We start from the raw sequence: 17,136 nt of genomic DNA on the forward strand, positions 1-17,136 counted from the left end.
AAGAGGAGGAGAAAGTCATGTTACGTTCGTTGTTTACAGGAATATCAGGATTGACCAGTCATCAAACACGTTTGGATGTTGTGGGTAACAACATCGCCAATGTCAATACTTCGGGGTACAAATCAGGGCGGGTTAATTTCAGCGATATGATGTCGCAAACACTTTCCGGTGCCAGTCCCAGCCAGGGCGGCCGCGGCGGGACTAATCCGCTGCAGGTTGGATTAGGTGTCAACATGGCATCCATCACCAATATCCATACCCAAGGAGCGCTTCAATCGACAGGTGTGATGACTGATTTGGCGATTCAGGGGGACGGTTTTTTTATTTTAGGTGATGGTGCGCAAAACTGGTATACCCGTGACGGTAGTTTTGGATTGGATGCTGATGGGTTTATGGTTGAGCCGAGTAACGGACTCAAGGTTCAGGGGTGGACGGCGATCAACGGTGTCCTGGATACCACCCAGCCGATCGGAGACATTCAGATACCAATTGCCGCTGAAATGACCGCTTTGCAGACCGCCAATGCCGAAGTGATTGGCAATCTGGACTCAACCGCAGCCGTGGGTGACACCTATAGCAATACCTTCATTGTTTATGATTCCCTGGGTGACAGCCACAATGCGACGGTGACCTATACCAAGACAGGTGTCAATACCTGGGACTGGGTTGCTTCCGGTACAGGGATCGTCTCAGCGCCCCCGGTCAATGGCGGGACTTTGACCTACAACGCAGACGGGTCACTTAATACCCAGACCGGTACGCTAAGCATTGCAACCACCAACGGTTCGACGACGCCGCTGCCGGTGGCAATTGATTTTTCCACCACCACGCAGTTGGCTTCGGGAAACACGGTGAATCTTTTTGGACAGGACGGCTATCCTCCCGGAACTCTGACAGCTTTTAATATCAGTAACAGCGGTATTGTAAGCGGTGTGTTCGACAATGGGATTATTCAGACCATGGGGCAGATCAGCATGGCTCGGTTCACTAATAACAGCGGCTTGATGAAAGAGGGAGACAACCTTTGGGCGGAGTCAGTCAATAGCGGTGTGTCCCAGGTGGGAACCGCCAATACCGGCGCTCGCGGCGGGATCCAGGCAGGGTCTTTGGAAATGTCCAATGTTAATTTGGCTTCGGAATTTTCCGACATGATTGTTACACAGCGTGGATTTCAGGCCAACTCACGCATTATCACCACATCCGATGAGATTTTACAGGAATTAATTAATATGAAACGGTAATCACTCCGGGAAAAGCAGTCCCTGCCTGAGTGAGTAAAAATCACTTAGGCAGGGAGACCACACGGGGTGAGGAGATCAATTATGATTGAACTTTCAAAATTGAACGGTGACAGCATTTACATTAATGAGCAATGGATTGAGACGATTGAGGCATTGCCGGACACCACCATAACGTTTCATTCAGGTAATAAAATTGTGGTCCTTGATCCGATGGGGCTTTTGCTGGCGAAAATTGTTCATTGGCAGCAAAGTCTTTTACCCAAGCGTGTAAAAAAGCAAAATCCGCAGGACCGGCAAAAGAAAAGTAAATAAAAGAGGCAGGCGCGAATGGATCTGGCAACAGTATTTGGATTGCTACTGGCTTGGGGATCAGTTGTTTCTCTGGTCTATATAGAAGGCGGCCATCTTTCATCTTTGTGGAATTTGGGAGCCTTTATACTGGTGGTGGGGGGGACAATCGGTGTCACCATTGTCGGTCAGTCCAAAGAGGATATCCTCAATTTACCCAATGTGGCTAAGAATGCTTTTTTTAGCAAGGCAATCAACCTGGATGATACCATCGGCATGCTGGTGGAGCTTTCCCGGACGGTTCGGAAAGAAGGACTGCTTTCTTTAGAGCGTGTGAGCGAGAACATCAAAAACGAGTTTTTTAAAAAAGCGATCCAGATTGTGGTTGATGGTCTTGATGCAGAGCAGGTACGCCTTATTTTGGAAACAGACTTAGAGTTATTGGAGGAGCGGCATAAAGGCGGGCAAAAAATATTTGTGACGATGGGCGGATTTGGTCCCACCCTGGGTATTATCGGGACCGTGCTGGGTTTGGTGCATATGCTGGCCAACATTTCATCCCCGGATACGATGGGCCCGGCCATTGCTGCGGCATTTATTGCCACGCTCTATGGTGTGGGATCGGCCAATTTGGTTTACATTCCGATCGGCAACAAGCTTAAACGGGTCAGCGAGGAAGAGGTCCTGGAACGCCGTATTATTTTGGAAGGCATTATTTCCATTCAGGGGGGGGACAATCCCAGAATATTGGAAGAAAAACTTCTCAGTTTTCTGCCGCCCAAGCAGCGCGCGCTGGTAGCGGAAAATCTTAAAGGTGCAAAAAAATGAGTAGAAAGAAAAAGCACGAAGAAGAAGAGAATGCCGAGCGATGGCTGCTCACCTATGCCGATATGATTACTCTGCTGGTCGCATTTTTTATGATGATGTATTCCATGTCGGTGATCAATTTGGAGAAGTTTAAGGCTGCGGCGATTGGTATTCGCTCCGGTTTCAACGGACCTTCCATCGGAAAAAAGCAGAGCGGTGACTCTATGATTGAACGCGGTGTAAGCCACCGACCCATGCCGCAGGTGGATATCATGGCCATGCCGCCGATATCTCAAAAATCTCAGGTTGTTCCACAAGGAAAAATTGCCAAGCGGGCCGGGAATAGAAAAACCGGCATGACAGCTGCACAGCGTCGCGCCAAGCGGGTGGATAAGCTGTCCGGAAAAATTAATAAAAGCTTGGTGGGGGTGACGCAAGGGGATGCGGCGCGGGTGGTCCGGGAACGCAAGGGTGTTTCAATAGAATTGGTGGGTGATCTGATTTTTTTTCCCAAAGGAACCGCGCAGTTAAACGATGAGGCGGAAAATATTCTCTTGGCGGTTTCAGGGGTGCTAAGTTCCCTCGCCAATGAAGTCTCCATTGAAGGATATACCAGCCCGTTTACCCAAGAAGGAAATTCTCACTTTCGGAATAGTTGGGAATTGTCCACAGCGCGTGCAATGGCTGTGGTTAATTTTTTGATGGAAGGTAAAAAAATTAATCCCGCCAGAGTATCGGTGACCGGTTTTGGCCAGTACCGGCCTGAAAAAAACAGCCGGGGCACCACCGTGGCCAAAAACCGGGATGACCGCGTCCGGATTTTTATTTATCAGGATTAGTTAGCGATCCTAAAAAACACAAGAAGTATTGGGAATAGTGAAGAAACAATGTGTACAGGTCTTAATCGATAGTAGGGAATGGTCGCGACCATTCCCTACTACTTTTTAGAGGGGTATTTGTTTTAGGAAATGAATTCCATACAATACACCCTTGACCTATGGAATCCGTTTCCCATTTCGGTAAAAATGATGGAAATAAAACCGCATCCTTTTTTGTTGATACCCTGGTCAAATAATAACTAATAAAAACAAGGTATTTCTCCATGGAAAAAAATCCCTAACCACCCCGACATATCCATATTGGCACAGTAGTTGCTTAATACAGTATCGTCAATCATCTATACTAAAAAAAAGCGAGGGAGATCATGGACAAAGATAAAGGTGCGCAAGAAAAAAAAGGTGACTCTACGCAGCAGCTTAAACTGCTCCTGATTGTTGTTTTGCTCGCGGCGGTGATTGTTCCGTTTTTATCAACCACCATGGCGGTTAAAAGCATATCCGCTAATATTGAAAAAATGAACAGCCATCCGCATGGCGAGGAAGAAAAACACGAAGAGAGTAAAGGAGTCATGGTTTTTTACGAACCAATGGAATTTTTGGTCAATCTGGCAGATGCGGAAATAAGTCATTATTTAAGGACCACGGTCAGCCTTGGCAGCCTTACGGACCCCGTCCATGAAAACCCTGCGGAGAAAAAAGACGGCGGGGGGCATGGCGGAGGACATGGCGGCGGTGAAGAAGCAGCGAGCCCAAAACCGGCGGTGTTTATAAAAATAAAAAGCCAGGAACCGGTTATCCGCGATGTGATTATTTCGGTTATTTCAACCTACCCTATGGCGGCGTTGGTTTCCGTTAATGGAAAAAAAGAACTCAAGGAAACCATCAAGCTTCGCCTGGAAAAGGAATTGGAAACAGAGAATATCTCAGTCTATTTTACTGCATTTACATTGCAATAAGGAATTGACTATGGCAAAGAGTATCAACACACTCGAAAAAAAGAGTAAAAAAGCTGAGCGGCCTTCTGATTTACCGGTAGGTGTCCGGCGGCATGATTTTAGGATTGCCAGAAAAATGAACCAGAGTCAGAGAATCTGGTTTGGTGGACTGCATTCCCGGCTGGCGGCACAATTGGCCAAGTATCTGGAGGAAATATTTCATTGCGAGACAGAGCTTGCCTTCATGGGTTTGGAGCAGGTCCAGGGATCTGATTTTGTGGAACAAGATCACAAGGATACGATTACCAGCAATATTGCGCTTCAACCCGGAACCGGTCATATGTATCTGATCTGGCCGCGCGACATGGCGTTTTTTATTATTGAAAAATTACTGGGCGGATCCGGAGATGTTCTTTTTACGGACAAAGAGTTGTCTGAATTTGAAAAAGATATTTTAAAACGTTTTACCAAAATAACTTTTCAGGCTTTGCAGGAAGTTTTTGAGGATAAACCGGCGCCCCAAGGAAACTGTGAGGCCATTCAAGAAGGGCCGGAATCTTTTTCCGGAGTTCTTCCTTATGAAGTTCTTTTGTTAGGCAGCCTTAATGTGCGTATTAACGGCCATCAGGGAAAACTGACATTGGTTTATCCCTACAGCGTGGTGAAGTCATGGGTTGAAGAACCCGCACCCTTCCCCGAGGCGACTGCGGATTCCATGACTTCACCACAAACCAAAGATGGCGCTCATTCCGCTCTGGAAAAAACCCCATTGGTGATACGTGTTCGGTTGAGTAATTCAAAAATAAAAGTTTCAGATTTCAGTAACCTCCAGGAAGGCGATTGCCTTCAACTTAACCATAGTATTCGGGAACCCTTTGATGTTTTTGTTGATAAAAGAGCCAAGTTTAAGGGTTATTTAGGTCAAAGCGGAAATCAATTGGCGATCAAGCTCGTCGCGCCTCAGGATGAGCCAAAGGATGCCGGAAAGCCAGACAAAGGAGAGAATCATGGAAAGTCAGAGTGAAATAAAAAATCAGGAAATACCGTCAACCGGTGAGCCCTCCGCCGGCGTTGCAGCGGTGGATGCGGTCGTGGGTGACGAGGCGCCGGTTCAGGCCGTATCACTTGATTCGGCAGCCAAAGCGGAACCGGACATGCAGCCGGAGGTGTCGGCAGAACCACTGGAAGTCCCGCCGGAAGAAGCGCGGGAAGCATCTGCCGGAGATAACTCCGAGACGGACCTGGAACCCAGAATTTATGACAGGCCGGCGGCAAAAGTTCTTCAGGAAAACGAATCTGTGCATCGAGCAAAATTTCCGCAACTGGAAGATACCATCACAACCAAAGCGTTGGGAAAAATTGAATATCTCAAGGACGTTGATCTGGATGCCAGCGTGGAATTGGGAAATACGGTATTGACCGTCGAAAAAATTCTTAATCTCAACGTGGGATCGATTATTGAGCTGAATCAAACCATCGGTGATCAAGTACGCCTGCTGATTAACGGGAATCCCTATGCTTGTGGAGAAGTTGTGGTAATTGGGGATAAGTTCGGTGTGCGGATCACCAAACTGCTTCACTAATAAAAACCGGAGACTAACTGTATGGAAACAAGTGCTGCAGACTATTGGAACAATACGGTTGTCAGCCAGGCGGCCGCTTATCAAGGAATGAGTGACCTGCCATTGGGACAGTTTATGCTCTCGCTTTTGTTGGTGATCGGGATCATGCTTGTGCTGGCATGGCTGGCCAGGCGGTTTGGGTTCATGCAAAAAAACCTCCCGTACGCCCAAGAGGACACACTTTTATTTTACAGCCGTTTTAATACAAATCAGACCCTGGTGTTATTGGAGGATGAGCAAGGCGTGCAATGCATCATTACACGGGGGAAGCAAATTGAACTGGCAACCGCAATTCCCCAGGTGAGCCGGTCAGCCTTGTGGAAAGGACCTGGGAAAAAAAATGAAAAACCAAAGTCCGGGCCATTATCATTTCAGGAAATATTGCGAAAAGGATTGAATTTGAAAGGGACCCGTCAATGAACATGCGTTGGATGGTGCTTGTTTTTATCGGCTGTGGTTTGCTGCTGGCAACGCATGCGAGCGCTGCAACCGCTGCTCCGGGAGGCTTGAATATATCTTTTGGTCAGGGAACCGGCCAAAATTCCGGTCTGGTACTATCGGTCAATAACAGCGGCAAACCGCAGGACCTTTCCGGGACACTCAAAATATTTATCCTGTTTACTGTGATTACATTGGCACCCACGATCATGATTATGTGCACCTCATTTACCCGGATTATTATTGTGCTGACCTTTCTTAGGCAGGCCATGGGTGTTCAGCATGTGCCGCCTAATCAGGTGATGATTGCGATTGCTCTGTTTTTGACCGCGTTTAATATGATGCCGGTGTGGGACGAAATCCAGACCAAGGTGGTCCAACCTTATCAAAATGGGGAAATCTCCTGGGAAGAGGTCGCCCGGCAGGGGCCCGAGCCAATCCGGATTTTCATGCTGAAGCATACGCGACCCAAAGATTTATCGCTTTTTCTTAAACTGGCGAATAAACCCAGACCTAAGGACCATCATGAAATTACATTTATAACATTGATTCCGGCATTTTTAATCAGTGAACTTAAAGTGGCATTTCAGATTGGGTTTTTGCTGTATCTGCCTTTTATCGTGGTGGATATGGTTGTGGCGAGTATTTTACTTTCGATGGGTATGATGATGCTGCCGCCGATTATGATATCCCTGCCATTTAAAATTCTCTTATTTGTTTTAATTGACGGCTGGAATTTAATCGTGACGTCATTATTAAAAAGTTTTCAATGAAAATTCACAGGTTTATGCCTATCGATAAAGCGATGACATGATAAGCGTAACCGGAGTGTAGAAAATGAATGAACTGGTAGTGATGAAATTGGCCAAGGATGCGTTGCTGATGGTGACGCTGGCATCAGGACCCGCACTAGGACTGGGACTGTTTGTCGGCTTGGTGGTCAGTGTTTTTCAGGCAGTGACCTCAATCCAGGAAATGACCTTGGCAATTATTCCGAAAATATTTGCAGTGTTCATAGCACTCCTGGTTTTTGGTCCGTTTATCATAAAAATGCTGACAAGTTTTGCCTATCAGATATTTTCGAATATCCCGAATTTTGTCCGGTAGGTTGGAAAGGAGTACCGCATGGAAGGTCTGATTGCGATGTGGCAAACATTGGTCATCGGCCTGGGCCGGTCGGCGGCCTTGGTTTCCGTTGCGCCGGTCATTGGCGGAAAAAATGTACCCAATCAGATTAAAGTGGTCATCGCCGTGGTACTCACGTTGGTTTGTATGGGATTGCCGCTGGTGGAAAGTTCAGGGGCCACGTTAAGCATCCCTCTTTTTATGCTGTTTTTGATAAAGGAATTGGTGGTTGGATTTGCCATGGGGCTGTCGATCACATTGATTTTGTTCGCCTTTCAAGCTGCCGGAGAATTTCTGGGATTTCAGATGATGTTTTCAGCGGGCGCCACGTTTATGGCATTTACTCAGGAGCGTGCAACCTTTATTGGTACCTTCTTTTACATTATGGCATTGCTGGTGTTTGTCACCATTGACGGTCATCACTGGTTGATTCAGGGACTGTATCAAAGTTACCGGATTTTGCCGGTTTTTGATATGCCCGCCGGGATCGGAACGTTGTCCATGTGGGTACATATGACCGGGCAGCTTTTTGCGATTGGAATGCAACTGGCGCTCCCGGTGATTATGACGCTTTTTATTACCAATCTTATGCTGGGGATGATGGCAAAAACCATGCCGCAGCTCAATATTTTTATTGTGGGACTACCCATACAAATTGCAGTGGCGTTTTTTTTACTGTTCCTTATTATTTACAACCTTTTGTTTGCAGAGATTACCATTTTTAAACAGTGGGCGGCATCATTTTACAGCTTGATCAGACAATTTGCACCGTAAGTTTAAAAAAGGGAAATGAATTATGGCGGATACCAATAAAACCGAACCATGTACGCCGAAAAAACGGTCGCAAGCAAGGGATCGCGGTGAAGTCGCCCGCAGTATGGAATTGGGTGCAGCCATGAATATGATTGTCGGTCTTTCGGTTGTATTTGTACTGGGAGGATATATTTTCGGTCAATTCTCAAATTTGCTGCATGAAATGCTCAATACCCTGGAAAAGGTCCCTTTGAATCAAGCCAGTGTGGTTGAAGTCATGCGTCTGGCAGGCGGCAAGGTCGTGATGATACTGCTGCCGATTATGGCGGCGATTATGGTTGCTATGACAATCATCAATTTTATTCAAGTCGGGTTTAAAATTACACCTCAAGCGATGCAGCCAAAATTCAGCAAACTAAGTCCGATCAACGGTGTAAAAAAAATATTCGGGATGCGCGGCTGGATTGAGCTGGTGAAGTCAGTCGTCAAAATAGGCATTGTGTCCGTCATCGTATGGTTTACCGTGAAGGAGCATCTGCCGATCATGGTTGCTCACATCGGGTCTCCGCTCAAGCAAAGCCTGCCGGCAGCGACAAAACTTTTTTGGGATGTTATTTGGCGGCTGGGGATGTTTTTTTTTGTGGTGGGAATCGCGGACTATGTTTGGCAAAAGTATGAGTTTGAGCGAAAAATGCGCATGACCAAGCAGGAAGTCAAAGATGAATACCGCCAGGCGGAAGGTGATCAGAAAATAAAGTCGTCACGCCGGGCCAAGCACCGTCGTTTGGCGCAGAGCCGTATGGCGGCCGAGGTTGCCAAAGCCGATGTGGTCACAACCAACCCGACGCATTATGCAGTCGCCCTGCGGTATGATCAATTTAAAATGCGTGCTCCCAAGGTTGTTGCCAAAGGAGAACGGCTCTGGGCAAAAATGATTATCCGGATTGCCCGTAAACATCAGGTGCCGGTGATTGAGAACAAACTTGTGACCCGCGCCATGTACCATAATGTGGAAATAGGCCGGGAAGTTCCACCCAAATTATATCGGGCGGTCGCGGAAGTGCTGGCAGCACTCTACAAGTTAAGGAGTAAACGCGGATGGCGGACATAAAGACGCAACCATCGGGAATTTCATTTGCGAAAATAGGCGAGCTGGGTATTGTTTTTGGGATCATCATGCTCCTGGTCATCATGGTTATTCCACTACCGACCGTGATTCTCAGTTTTCTCATTGTGGCTAATTTGGGGTTGGCACTGGTGATTTTAATGGTGTCTATTTATATTACAAAACCCCTGGAGTTTTCGTCCTTTCCTTCGATTTTATTGATTATGACACTGTTTGATTTAACGCTGCATATTGCAGCCACCCGAAAAATTTTAACCGAGTCACATGCCGGGGAGGTTATCCGCGGTTTTGGTGAGGTGATGACCGGCGGGAATGCCGGTGTGGGGTTGGTCCTTTTCATTATCATAAGCATTGTACAATTCCTGGTTATTACCAAGGGCGCGGAGCGTATTTCCGAGGTCTCGGCCCGGTTCACATTGGATGCAATGCCGGGAAAGCAGATGTCCATTGATGCAGACCTCAATGCCGGAATCATCACCAATGAGGAAGCGAAAGAAAAGCGCACGGAGATCGGGGAAGAGGCTAATTTTTACGGGGCCATGGATGGTGCCAGTAAATTTGTGAAGGGAAATGTCATTGCATCATTTGTTATTATTGTCATTAATATTATTGGCGGTATTATTGTCGGGTTTGTTAAAAGTCAGCTGTCCTGGACAGAGATTTTTAGAACATACACCCTGCTTAGCATCGGCGAAGGTTTGGTGATTATTTTGCCGTCCTTTTTGGTGGCGGTATCCTCAGCGATTATTATTACCCGCGCCGCCTCCCACTCAACCCTGGGGGAGGATACGCTTCAACAAATGACCGCCCGGCCGGTTGCGCTGAAGGTGGTTGCATTTGCCACGTTTCTGTTCGGGTTGTCGGGTTTTTTTACCGAGATGCCGACAATTCCATTCTGGATTATCAGCCTGATGCTTATCCTGACAGCCAAAGTAGTGGAATCATCCCAGAAAAAACAAGTGACACAGCCGGCAGACGGGCAAGCCCGGGAAGAGGAACCTGCGGAAATGGTGGCACCCTTTTTATTGGTGCCGCCGGTAGAACTGGAATTAGGTTACGGACTGCTGGGGATGGTGGACTCCCAACGCAGGGGCAATTTACTCAACCGCATCAAAATGGTCCGGCAGAATTTGGCGGTGGAACTGGGTATTGTTGTGCCGCCCATCCGGGTCAAAGACAATATCAAGCTGGCGCAAAATAAATATATTATCAAGATCAAAGGTGTGGAGCGTTCCAGTGCGGAAATATATCCCGGGCATTTTCTGACAATGAATCCGGCCGGGATCAAAGAAAATATTCCCGGGATTAAGACCAAGGAGCCGACATTTAATTTGGATGCGTATTGGGTTACCGAGACCTGGCGGGACAAGGCAGAGACGCTGGGGCATACGGTGGTAGATGCCGCCACAGTGTTGATTACCAACCTGATGGAAGTGCTCAAGAGCAATGCCCATGAAATTTTGGGACGGCAGGAAGTTCAGGTTTTGGTGGATCACTTGCGTCCAACCTATCCGAGCGTGGTGGATGAACTGCTGCCCAACATGATGACGTTGGGTGAAGTGCAGCAAGTCCTGAAAAATCTGCTGCGGGAGCGCGTACCGATTCGCGACATGGTCACGATTTTAGAGACATTGTCGAATAGTGCTAAAAATAATAAAGATATTGATATGCTGACAGAACAGGTGCGGCTGGCACTGGGAAATTCCATCTGCCAGCAATTCCAGAGTGATAAAAATATTATGTCGGTCTTGACGATTGACCCGGGAATTGAACGCATCATTGCGGAATCCGTTCAAAATACACCGCATGGATTTACCTATAGTGTTGAACCGGGACTGTTGCAGAAACTTTATTCACAACTGGGCAGGATTATGGAAAAAGTTTTGCCGAAAACCAGGATACCCGTAGTGTTGTGTTCTCCGCAGGTGCGGTTTCATTTGAAAAGGTTGACCGAGAGGGTTTTTCCCCAGTTGGTCGTGTTGTCCTACAGCGAAATTCCACAACAATTTAAAGTACAGTCGCTGGGGATGGTGGATTTACCGGCACCCAGTTAGCTGACAGGGCGGACCGGTAAGTTGGAAGAAAGGCGTGAAATAGTATGGAAAGAAATAAAAAAATGAAAATTGCAGCCATTGATGATGAACCGGAAATTTGCTGGTTGATCACCCGGATTTTGGAAGAGGAAGGGCATATTCCACTGGTGGCGGACAATGGTCTCGATGGGCTGGCCATGGTCCAGGCGGAAAATCCTGATGTTGTTTTTTTGGATCTTCGCCTGCCTGGAATGGACGGGTTGGAGGTTTTGCGGAAAATCCGGGAATTTGACAAACAGATGATGGTTATCATCCTTTCGGCGTTTGAGAGTTTTGAAGCCGCAGTTCAGGCAATGAAGCTGGGGTCCTATGATTTTTTAACCAAACCAATCAACGTAGAGGAAATGAAGATCACGTTACGGAACGCCTTGCGGACAAAAAAACTGGTTTCTGAGGTGGAAACGCTCAAACGCCAGGCAGCCTTGACCTGGGAGGCCAAACAAATTATTGGTAATTGCCCGGAGATCCAAAATATTTACCGGCAGATTGAATTGGCCAGTCAGCATAATATCGCGGTTTTAATCCTTGGGGAGAGCGGGACGGGTAAAGAATTATTAGCCAAGGCGGTTCATTTTAACAGTACACGAAAAAAAGGACCCTTCATTTGTATCGATTGTTCCACCATACCTGAAAATTTAATTGAGAGCGAACTTTTTGGATATGAGAAAGGGGCCTTTACCGGTGCGCAGGAGAGAAAAATCGGCAGGCTGGAAATGGCGGACCAAGGAACCCTGTTTTTAGATGAGATCGGAAACATGCCTTTGGCCATGCAGATGAAGCTTCTGCGCGTCATCCAGGAGCGGGTGATATACCGGTTGGGTGGTAAAATACAGATACCCATTGATCTGCGTTTGATCACGGCAACCAATCTTGATTTAAAGCAAAGTATCCGGTCAGGACTGTTTCGCGAGGATTTTTTTTACCGGCTAAATGAATTTCCGCTGCATATTCCACCTTTGCGGGAGCGCGGTGATGATATACAAATTTTGGCAAAATTTTTTCTGGATAAATTCAACCGGGAATTTCAAAAGCAGATTACGGAAATTTCACCGGAGGCGCATCACTGTTTGGCAACCCATCCTTGGCCCGGCAATGTCCGCGAACTCCAGGCGGTAATAAAGCGTGGTGTGATATTGGCTGTCGACCAGTTGCGTCCCGAGCATCTTCCCAGCGAACTTAGCGCAGGTCATAAGCCGAAGCAGCATTCTTTTATGATTGAAGCGGATCTGGACGAAATCCGGCCGATCAAGGAAGTTTCCAAGGAGGTGGTGTCGCGTATTGAGCGGCGCCTTATCCAGCGGGCACTGGAGAAATCCGGCAATAACAAAGTTAAGACCGCCAAGTGGTTGGGGATTGATTACAAGACTTTGTTTAACAAGCTTAAGCAATATCATATCGAGCGCGAGTCGCACCCGGAAGATACGGGTTCCGAACCGGTCCTGCCGTATGTTGGGGAGCAAAATAATTTACGTAATTTTAAACAATTTTAGGGAAAGAGAGGAGGTCATCAGATGGCTTGGATCTGGATTTGGATCAGCACCAGTCTACCGGTCGTATTGGCGGTGAGTATTGTCGTTGAGACGGTTCAGCAACACGCAATATGGACGATTCTATATAGGAGTAGTCTGATTACGTTGATTTATGGGTGCGTGGTTTTTTTAATGGGAGTGTTTATCCTGGCGTATTTACAACCCCGGGAAAGTAAGGAAGAGCAAGTCAGTCAGACAGAAAAACAGACAGCGGGAAACCCGGTACAAAAAAAACCGGCAATTAGTAAAAAGGCAGCGGTCGGACATAAAACCGGATAAAGGCTGTTTTCGACGAAGAGCATCTGTCTGGAAGTGGGGGGCACAAGTTCATGGACCCGGAAGAAGTAAAAGATTGGCAAGCATATAAAGAACAGAATGATCCCGATGCCTATACGCGGATATGCGAACGCCATTTGCGGGCGGTGAAACGCATTGTTGGGCGGATGTATATATATATCAGCGATGGCGCACTTGATCAGGAGGATCTGGTGCATGCGGGTGTGGTGGGATTGATTAATGCGATCGAAAAATTTGATCCCGGTTTCAATATTCCATTTATTGAATTTGCCTATAAGCGTATCCGCGGGGCTGTTTATGATGAGTTACGGACATTGGACGGATTTTCATCCCGCAGTCGGCGCCAAAAACAGAATTTAGAAAAAATAAAAGAATATTTGCAGCACAAATTTTTACGGTCTCCCACAGAAGAGGAAACCGCTGATGAGATGGGAATCAGTCTGGACCAGTTTCGCATTTTGCAGAATAGTCTTAAAACGGTAAAGCCGGAACCATTGGATTGGAAGCATGAAGAGACCATCGGTGTTTCCCGGGGCATGGAAAAAATGAAGAATTGGATTCCCAATGTAGATGGGTTGTCCCAGGCGGAAAAATACCGGATTGTTGCCAGTCAAATTGATCAGCTGCCGAAGCGGTCGCGCCTTGTATTGGGATTGTATTATCGGGAAGGACTTACTTTAAAAGAAATAGCCCGCGTCATGGATTTGACCGAATCCCGAATTTGTCAAATCCATGCTGCAGCGATAGAGGTGCTTCAGCAACAATTGCAGGATATCGAGACGGCATTCGGCGGTAAGATCCGCATAAAAGTAAGCGGATAAGCGGAATAATTCCGTACCCGCCGATACCCGGCCGGTTATTGGCAGCTGAACTGCGGGAGGTGGTGTGAGCATGGTTGAACCGATTGATGCACAAAATATGTTGAGCCGGACACCGCTGGTGGAAAAAGCGGCTGTTGCCCGGAAAGAACAGGCAATTCAACTCAATCAACCGGCGACCCAGATTGAAAAAGAAAAACACCATGAGCAGGATAAGGTGGGAACAAAACACGATCTCCAGCACGTTGAGGATGAAAAACGAAATCAAAGCGGTGCGAAATCACAGCATCAGACTGAACAGCAGGAGAGCGAGGAGACACCGGAGATTGAATTGGTCCGGGAAGCGGCGGAAATTCCGGAGCATAAACTGGATGTAACGATATAAAAAAGGGAGCAGCGAAGCGGTGGCAACAGTCATGCGGCATACTCTGACAGCACAAATTAAATCTGAGGAAATATTTTATCCCGGAGCGGAACTGTATCTTGCGCTGATGAAGGAAAAATATCCGCTTAAATTTAATGCCCGGATTACTTTTTTTAATCAGCACCGGATTGAACTCAATATGCCGGATCATTGGTGGAAACTGGTTCCTTTTGAGGAAGCGATGCCGGTGAATATGGCCCTGTTTCACCAAGGGGGTATGTTTTCGCTACGCGGAAAAATAACAGATTTTCTGCCCGAGCGCATTCCGGGGTTGATTATTACACACACCAACAAAGTAAAGCGCAATCAGCGCCGGATGTTTTTCAGAGTAAAAATGGACAAACCCTTTTTATTAACAAAGGTGGTGCTGCCGGAAAAAGAATGCCTGCGTAATGTTCCGGTCACATTGAGCAATATCAGCGCAGGCGGCATTGGTTTTAAATCGGCGGTTTTTCTTCCGCAGAGGAGTGTGATCAGCACACGTGATTTGGTGGATCCGGTGCTAAAAAAACATATCGGAGAAAATCGCCGGCTGGAAATTATGTGGTGCCGTGTGCAACGGCCGGCGGGCTATCGACTCGGCGCCGCGTTTTTGTACGCATCGCGGCGGGAACAGGATCAAATGGTCCAGATTGTTTATCAATTACAGCGGATGTATCTTTTAAAGAATTATCATATTATTGGAGAAAAACAAGATTGGGAGTCAATGCCCGGTTGAAAGCGACCGATACTGAAACTGTAGCGATCAAAGACGCCGGCGAAGGTTCGAGGAGGGTGTCCTATGGTGGGCAAAGAAAAAATGAAAATAGAGGAACTAACCGATAAGCTGCAGAATGTTTTTCCCATGCCGCAAATATTGGCAAAAATACTTAAGACGATCAATGATCCCGGTGCCAGCTCAGCCAGTGTGGAACTGGTATTTAAATATGAACCGAGCTTCACACTCAAACTATTAACCCTGGCCAATTCGGCATACTATGGTTCGCCGGGCAAGATTACCAATATTCGTGCCGCCATTACGCTGCTGGGATTTAATCTGGTCAAAAGCATCGCGGTTCATGCCAGTGTTAATGAATTTTTTAATTTTGGATCAAATAATTCCATTTTTTCCGGGTATGATTTATGGAAACATTCCGTAGGTGTCGGGGTTTGCGCCAAAATGATTTCGCGGAGGCTTCATCTGGGAAATGCCGAGGACTTTTTTACCCTCGGTATTTTACATGATGTGGGGCTGATTATTGAGTATCAATTTTATCGGGATGAATTTGTTGCGATATTAAGCAAGCTGCAAAATGGCTGGCATGAAATTGTTGAATTGGAACAGGAATTTTTAGGTGTCGATCATACCCTGCTGGCAAAAATGATCTGTGATAAGTGGCAGATGCCGGAAAGCCTGGGAGAGATTATTGTGCATCATCACCAACCGCTGCATGCGCCGGAAGGGTTGCAAAAGCATGCCTGTGCCATGTATGTCGCCAATCACATCGTGAAAAAATGCAGGTATGGATTTTACTATGGCAAGCCGGAGCCCTTCGTTCCCGGTATTTTGGAACGATTGGAAATGGAGGCGGTGGATGTTGAGGTGCTCCAGGAGGACTTTGAGCAGGAAATCAATGAATTGGCTATGTTTTTTGAATAGGGGAAGATCACGACCCTGTGGCTGGAAAGACGACCATGAAAAAACCATCACCTGAACAATCCGGGAATCACACGGCCTCGGCGACAATGGGAAAGCAGCTCCCGTTGGACGGCGATTCGCCGGAAGTCGCCGCCGTCATAAAAAAGTATCAGGCGCGGTTGCGCCAACTCAAGCAGGAAATCATAGCCCGCCAAGAGGAAAACCATCGGATTGTTGAAGAAAATTATCGGCAAAATACGGAACTCCGTCAATTGAATCAGGTACTGGATGAAAAGGTGAAAGAGCGCACACGTGAATTGGAGGCATCCCAAGAACAACTGGTGGCGCAAAACAAGGAATTAAAGGAGCTCGATGAGAGTAAAGAAGCCATGATGCATATGATCGTGCATGATATGAAAAATCCTCTCACCTCGGTGATGGGTGCGCTGAGTCTTTCACAGCGGGATTCTTTTCATGTGGATGCTCAGTTGCGGGAGCTTTTGCAGGATGCGAATATACAGTCGATCAAGCTGCGCACCATGATGGATGATATTTTAACCATGAGTAAGCTGCGTTCCAAGGAATTTGAAATCCAGATTCAGGAAGTCGATATGGTCAGCCTGATGCAGCAAAGTGTCATGCTGATGAATACCACCATGAGCGATCACAAGGTTGTGATTAATTACCAACCACCTGAGAGAACAATCATTTGTAATATTGATTTTCAGATTATTGAACGGGTTATGAATAATCTTATCAACAATGCGATTAAATATGCCCCGCGGCATAGTGAGGTAACGGTGGAAACCCAGGTCGAAAATGGCATGGCGGTCGTGCGAATTTCAAATTGGGGCGAAAGTATTCAGCAGGATTGTCATAAGAAAATATTTGAAATGTTCGGCCGGGCCAAACCTCAGGACACTGAAATCAGAGGGACGGGTCTGGGGCTGGCATTTTGTAAACTGGCGATTGAAGCGCACCAGGGTGAGGTCGGCGTTGTTTCGCCTTTGCCGCCGAAAGATCATGGCGCACAATTTTATTTTACCATTCCATTTTGTTCTGAGTGCAAACCGGAAGATTAAAAGAAAAAGTGTCCCGGCCGTGAACCGTTGCTGCTATAATGGTTTTGCTCGCGGTTGAAATTATTTTACAAGTCGCTTATTTTGATTCTGTGAAAAATGCG

The 17,136-nt window shown here is 46.9% G+C and carries 20 protein-coding genes; all 20 read left to right on the top strand.

Annotation, left to right across the window (positions count from 1 at the left end):
- The first annotated feature begins 17 nt into the window (after positions 1-17).
- The 20 genes from K8S19_07275 (at position 18) to K8S19_07370 (ending at position 17,035) form a co-directional block, all read left to right on the top strand.
- Entirely contained in the window at positions 18-1,241 is a 1,224-nt protein-coding gene (locus K8S19_07275; GenBank protein MCD4813475.1) for a flagellar hook protein FlgE, read from the top strand.
- An 81-nt stretch (positions 1,242-1,322) separates the two neighbouring features.
- A complete protein-coding gene (locus K8S19_07280) occupies positions 1,323-1,553 on the top strand; it encodes a flagellar FlbD family protein (GenBank protein ID MCD4813476.1) in 231 nt (76 codons plus the stop codon).
- Positions 1,554-1,568: 15 nt separating this feature from the next.
- Positions 1,569-2,357 carry a flagellar motor protein gene (locus tag K8S19_07285; protein ID MCD4813477.1) on the top strand — a complete coding sequence of 263 codons (789 nt, stop codon included), beginning with the start codon at positions 1,569-1,571 and terminating at the stop codon, positions 2,355-2,357.
- Positions 2,354-3,175: an OmpA family protein gene (locus K8S19_07290; protein MCD4813478.1), complete on the top strand. Its 822-nt coding sequence runs from the start codon at positions 2,354-2,356 to the stop codon at positions 3,173-3,175. The genes K8S19_07285 and K8S19_07290 overlap by 4 nt, the downstream gene beginning before the upstream one ends.
- Before the next feature lie 365 nt (positions 3,176-3,540).
- On the top strand, positions 3,541-4,131 hold the full coding sequence (locus tag K8S19_07295; protein ID MCD4813479.1) for a flagellar basal body-associated FliL family protein: 591 nt from the start codon (positions 3,541-3,543) through the stop codon (positions 4,129-4,131).
- Between the two features lie 10 nt (positions 4,132-4,141).
- A complete protein-coding gene (locus tag K8S19_07300) occupies positions 4,142-5,134 on the top strand; it encodes a FliM/FliN family flagellar motor switch protein (protein ID MCD4813480.1) in 993 nt (330 codons plus the stop codon).
- Positions 5,118-5,693: a FliM/FliN family flagellar motor switch protein gene (locus K8S19_07305; GenBank protein ID MCD4813481.1), complete on the top strand. Its 576-nt coding sequence runs from the start codon at positions 5,118-5,120 to the stop codon at positions 5,691-5,693. Before K8S19_07300 ends, K8S19_07305 begins: the two co-directional genes overlap by 17 nt.
- Positions 5,694-5,714: 21 nt before the next feature.
- Positions 5,715-6,152: a hypothetical protein gene (locus tag K8S19_07310; protein ID MCD4813482.1), complete on the top strand. Its 438-nt coding sequence runs from the start codon at positions 5,715-5,717 to the stop codon at positions 6,150-6,152.
- Positions 6,149-6,943, top strand: a complete 795-nt coding sequence (gene fliP, locus K8S19_07315) for a flagellar type III secretion system pore protein FliP (protein ID MCD4813483.1) — start codon at positions 6,149-6,151, stop codon at positions 6,941-6,943. Before K8S19_07310 ends, fliP begins: the two co-directional genes overlap by 4 nt.
- A 64-nt stretch (positions 6,944-7,007) precedes the next feature.
- Positions 7,008-7,277 (top strand): flagellar biosynthesis protein FliQ, encoded by a 270-nt coding sequence (gene fliQ, locus K8S19_07320; GenBank protein MCD4813484.1) that lies wholly within the window; start codon positions 7,008-7,010, stop codon positions 7,275-7,277.
- A gap of 18 nt (positions 7,278-7,295) precedes the next feature.
- The gene (locus K8S19_07325; GenBank protein ID MCD4813485.1) at positions 7,296-8,069 is read left to right on the top strand and encodes a flagellar biosynthetic protein FliR; all 774 of its coding nucleotides are present in this window, start codon (positions 7,296-7,298) and stop codon (positions 8,067-8,069) included.
- A 22-nt stretch (positions 8,070-8,091) separates the two neighbouring features.
- Complete coding sequence (flhB, locus tag K8S19_07330) at positions 8,092-9,159, top strand: flagellar biosynthesis protein FlhB (protein MCD4813486.1); 1,068 nt, start codon at positions 8,092-8,094, stop codon at positions 9,157-9,159.
- Positions 9,147-11,228: a flagellar biosynthesis protein FlhA gene (gene flhA / locus K8S19_07335; protein MCD4813487.1), complete on the top strand. Its 2,082-nt coding sequence runs from the start codon at positions 9,147-9,149 to the stop codon at positions 11,226-11,228. Before flhB ends, flhA begins: the two co-directional genes overlap by 13 nt.
- Positions 11,229-11,272: 44 nt before the next feature.
- The gene (locus tag K8S19_07340) at positions 11,273-12,757 is read left to right on the top strand and encodes a sigma-54 dependent transcriptional regulator (protein MCD4813488.1); all 1,485 of its coding nucleotides are present in this window, start codon (positions 11,273-11,275) and stop codon (positions 12,755-12,757) included.
- 21 nt (positions 12,758-12,778) lie between these two features.
- Positions 12,779-13,075, top strand: a complete 297-nt coding sequence (locus K8S19_07345) for a hypothetical protein (GenBank protein ID MCD4813489.1) — start codon at positions 12,779-12,781, stop codon at positions 13,073-13,075.
- A 50-nt stretch (positions 13,076-13,125) separates the two neighbouring features.
- Positions 13,126-13,914, top strand: a complete 789-nt coding sequence (locus tag K8S19_07350; protein ID MCD4813490.1) for a FliA/WhiG family RNA polymerase sigma factor — start codon at positions 13,126-13,128, stop codon at positions 13,912-13,914.
- Positions 13,915-13,984: 70 nt separating this feature from the next.
- Positions 13,985-14,296, top strand: coding sequence for a hypothetical protein (locus K8S19_07355; GenBank protein ID MCD4813491.1), 312 nt, complete (start codon positions 13,985-13,987; stop codon positions 14,294-14,296).
- A 19-nt stretch (positions 14,297-14,315) separates the two neighbouring features.
- The gene (locus K8S19_07360; protein MCD4813492.1) at positions 14,316-15,053 is read left to right on the top strand and encodes a PilZ domain-containing protein; all 738 of its coding nucleotides are present in this window, start codon (positions 14,316-14,318) and stop codon (positions 15,051-15,053) included.
- A 63-nt stretch (positions 15,054-15,116) separates the two neighbouring features.
- Complete coding sequence (locus K8S19_07365; GenBank protein ID MCD4813493.1) at positions 15,117-15,974, top strand: HDOD domain-containing protein; 858 nt, start codon at positions 15,117-15,119, stop codon at positions 15,972-15,974.
- 17 nt (positions 15,975-15,991) lie between these two features.
- A complete protein-coding gene (locus K8S19_07370; protein MCD4813494.1) occupies positions 15,992-17,035 on the top strand; it encodes a HAMP domain-containing histidine kinase in 1,044 nt (347 codons plus the stop codon).
- Positions 17,036-17,136: the final 101 nt, after the last annotated feature.

Source organism: bacterium (genome assembly GCA_021108215.1).
Taxonomy (GTDB): Bacteria; Oederibacteriota; JAAXVQ01; order JAAXVQ01; family JAUVAV01; genus JAIORK01.

Bases quoted from the DNA above. Each gene is read 5' to 3' on its own strand.
- K8S19_07275 (MCD4813475.1), top strand. From the start codon at position 18: ATGTTACGTTCGTTGTTTACAGGAATATCAGGATTGACCAGTCATCAA.
- K8S19_07280 (MCD4813476.1), top strand. From the start codon at position 1,323: ATGATTGAACTTTCAAAATTGAACGGTGACAGCATTTACATTAATGAG.
- K8S19_07285 (MCD4813477.1), top strand. From the start codon at position 1,569: ATGGATCTGGCAACAGTATTTGGATTGCTACTGGCTTGGGGATCAGTT.
- K8S19_07290 (MCD4813478.1), top strand. From the start codon at position 2,354: ATGAGTAGAAAGAAAAAGCACGAAGAAGAAGAGAATGCCGAGCGATGG.
- K8S19_07295 (MCD4813479.1), top strand. From the start codon at position 3,541: ATGGACAAAGATAAAGGTGCGCAAGAAAAAAAAGGTGACTCTACGCAG.
- K8S19_07300 (MCD4813480.1), top strand. From the start codon at position 4,142: ATGGCAAAGAGTATCAACACACTCGAAAAAAAGAGTAAAAAAGCTGAG.
- K8S19_07305 (MCD4813481.1), top strand. From the start codon at position 5,118: ATGGAAAGTCAGAGTGAAATAAAAAATCAGGAAATACCGTCAACCGGT.
- K8S19_07310 (MCD4813482.1), top strand. From the start codon at position 5,715: ATGGAAACAAGTGCTGCAGACTATTGGAACAATACGGTTGTCAGCCAG.
- fliP (MCD4813483.1), top strand. From the start codon at position 6,149: ATGAACATGCGTTGGATGGTGCTTGTTTTTATCGGCTGTGGTTTGCTG.
- fliQ (MCD4813484.1), top strand. From the start codon at position 7,008: ATGAATGAACTGGTAGTGATGAAATTGGCCAAGGATGCGTTGCTGATG.
- K8S19_07325 (MCD4813485.1), top strand. From the start codon at position 7,296: ATGGAAGGTCTGATTGCGATGTGGCAAACATTGGTCATCGGCCTGGGC.
- flhB (MCD4813486.1), top strand. From the start codon at position 8,092: ATGGCGGATACCAATAAAACCGAACCATGTACGCCGAAAAAACGGTCG.
- flhA (MCD4813487.1), top strand. From the start codon at position 9,147: ATGGCGGACATAAAGACGCAACCATCGGGAATTTCATTTGCGAAAATA.
- K8S19_07340 (MCD4813488.1), top strand. From the start codon at position 11,273: ATGGAAAGAAATAAAAAAATGAAAATTGCAGCCATTGATGATGAACCG.
- K8S19_07345 (MCD4813489.1), top strand. From the start codon at position 12,779: ATGGCTTGGATCTGGATTTGGATCAGCACCAGTCTACCGGTCGTATTG.
- K8S19_07350 (MCD4813490.1), top strand. From the start codon at position 13,126: ATGGACCCGGAAGAAGTAAAAGATTGGCAAGCATATAAAGAACAGAAT.
- K8S19_07355 (MCD4813491.1), top strand. From the start codon at position 13,985: ATGGTTGAACCGATTGATGCACAAAATATGTTGAGCCGGACACCGCTG.
- K8S19_07365 (MCD4813493.1), top strand. From the start codon at position 15,117: ATGGTGGGCAAAGAAAAAATGAAAATAGAGGAACTAACCGATAAGCTG.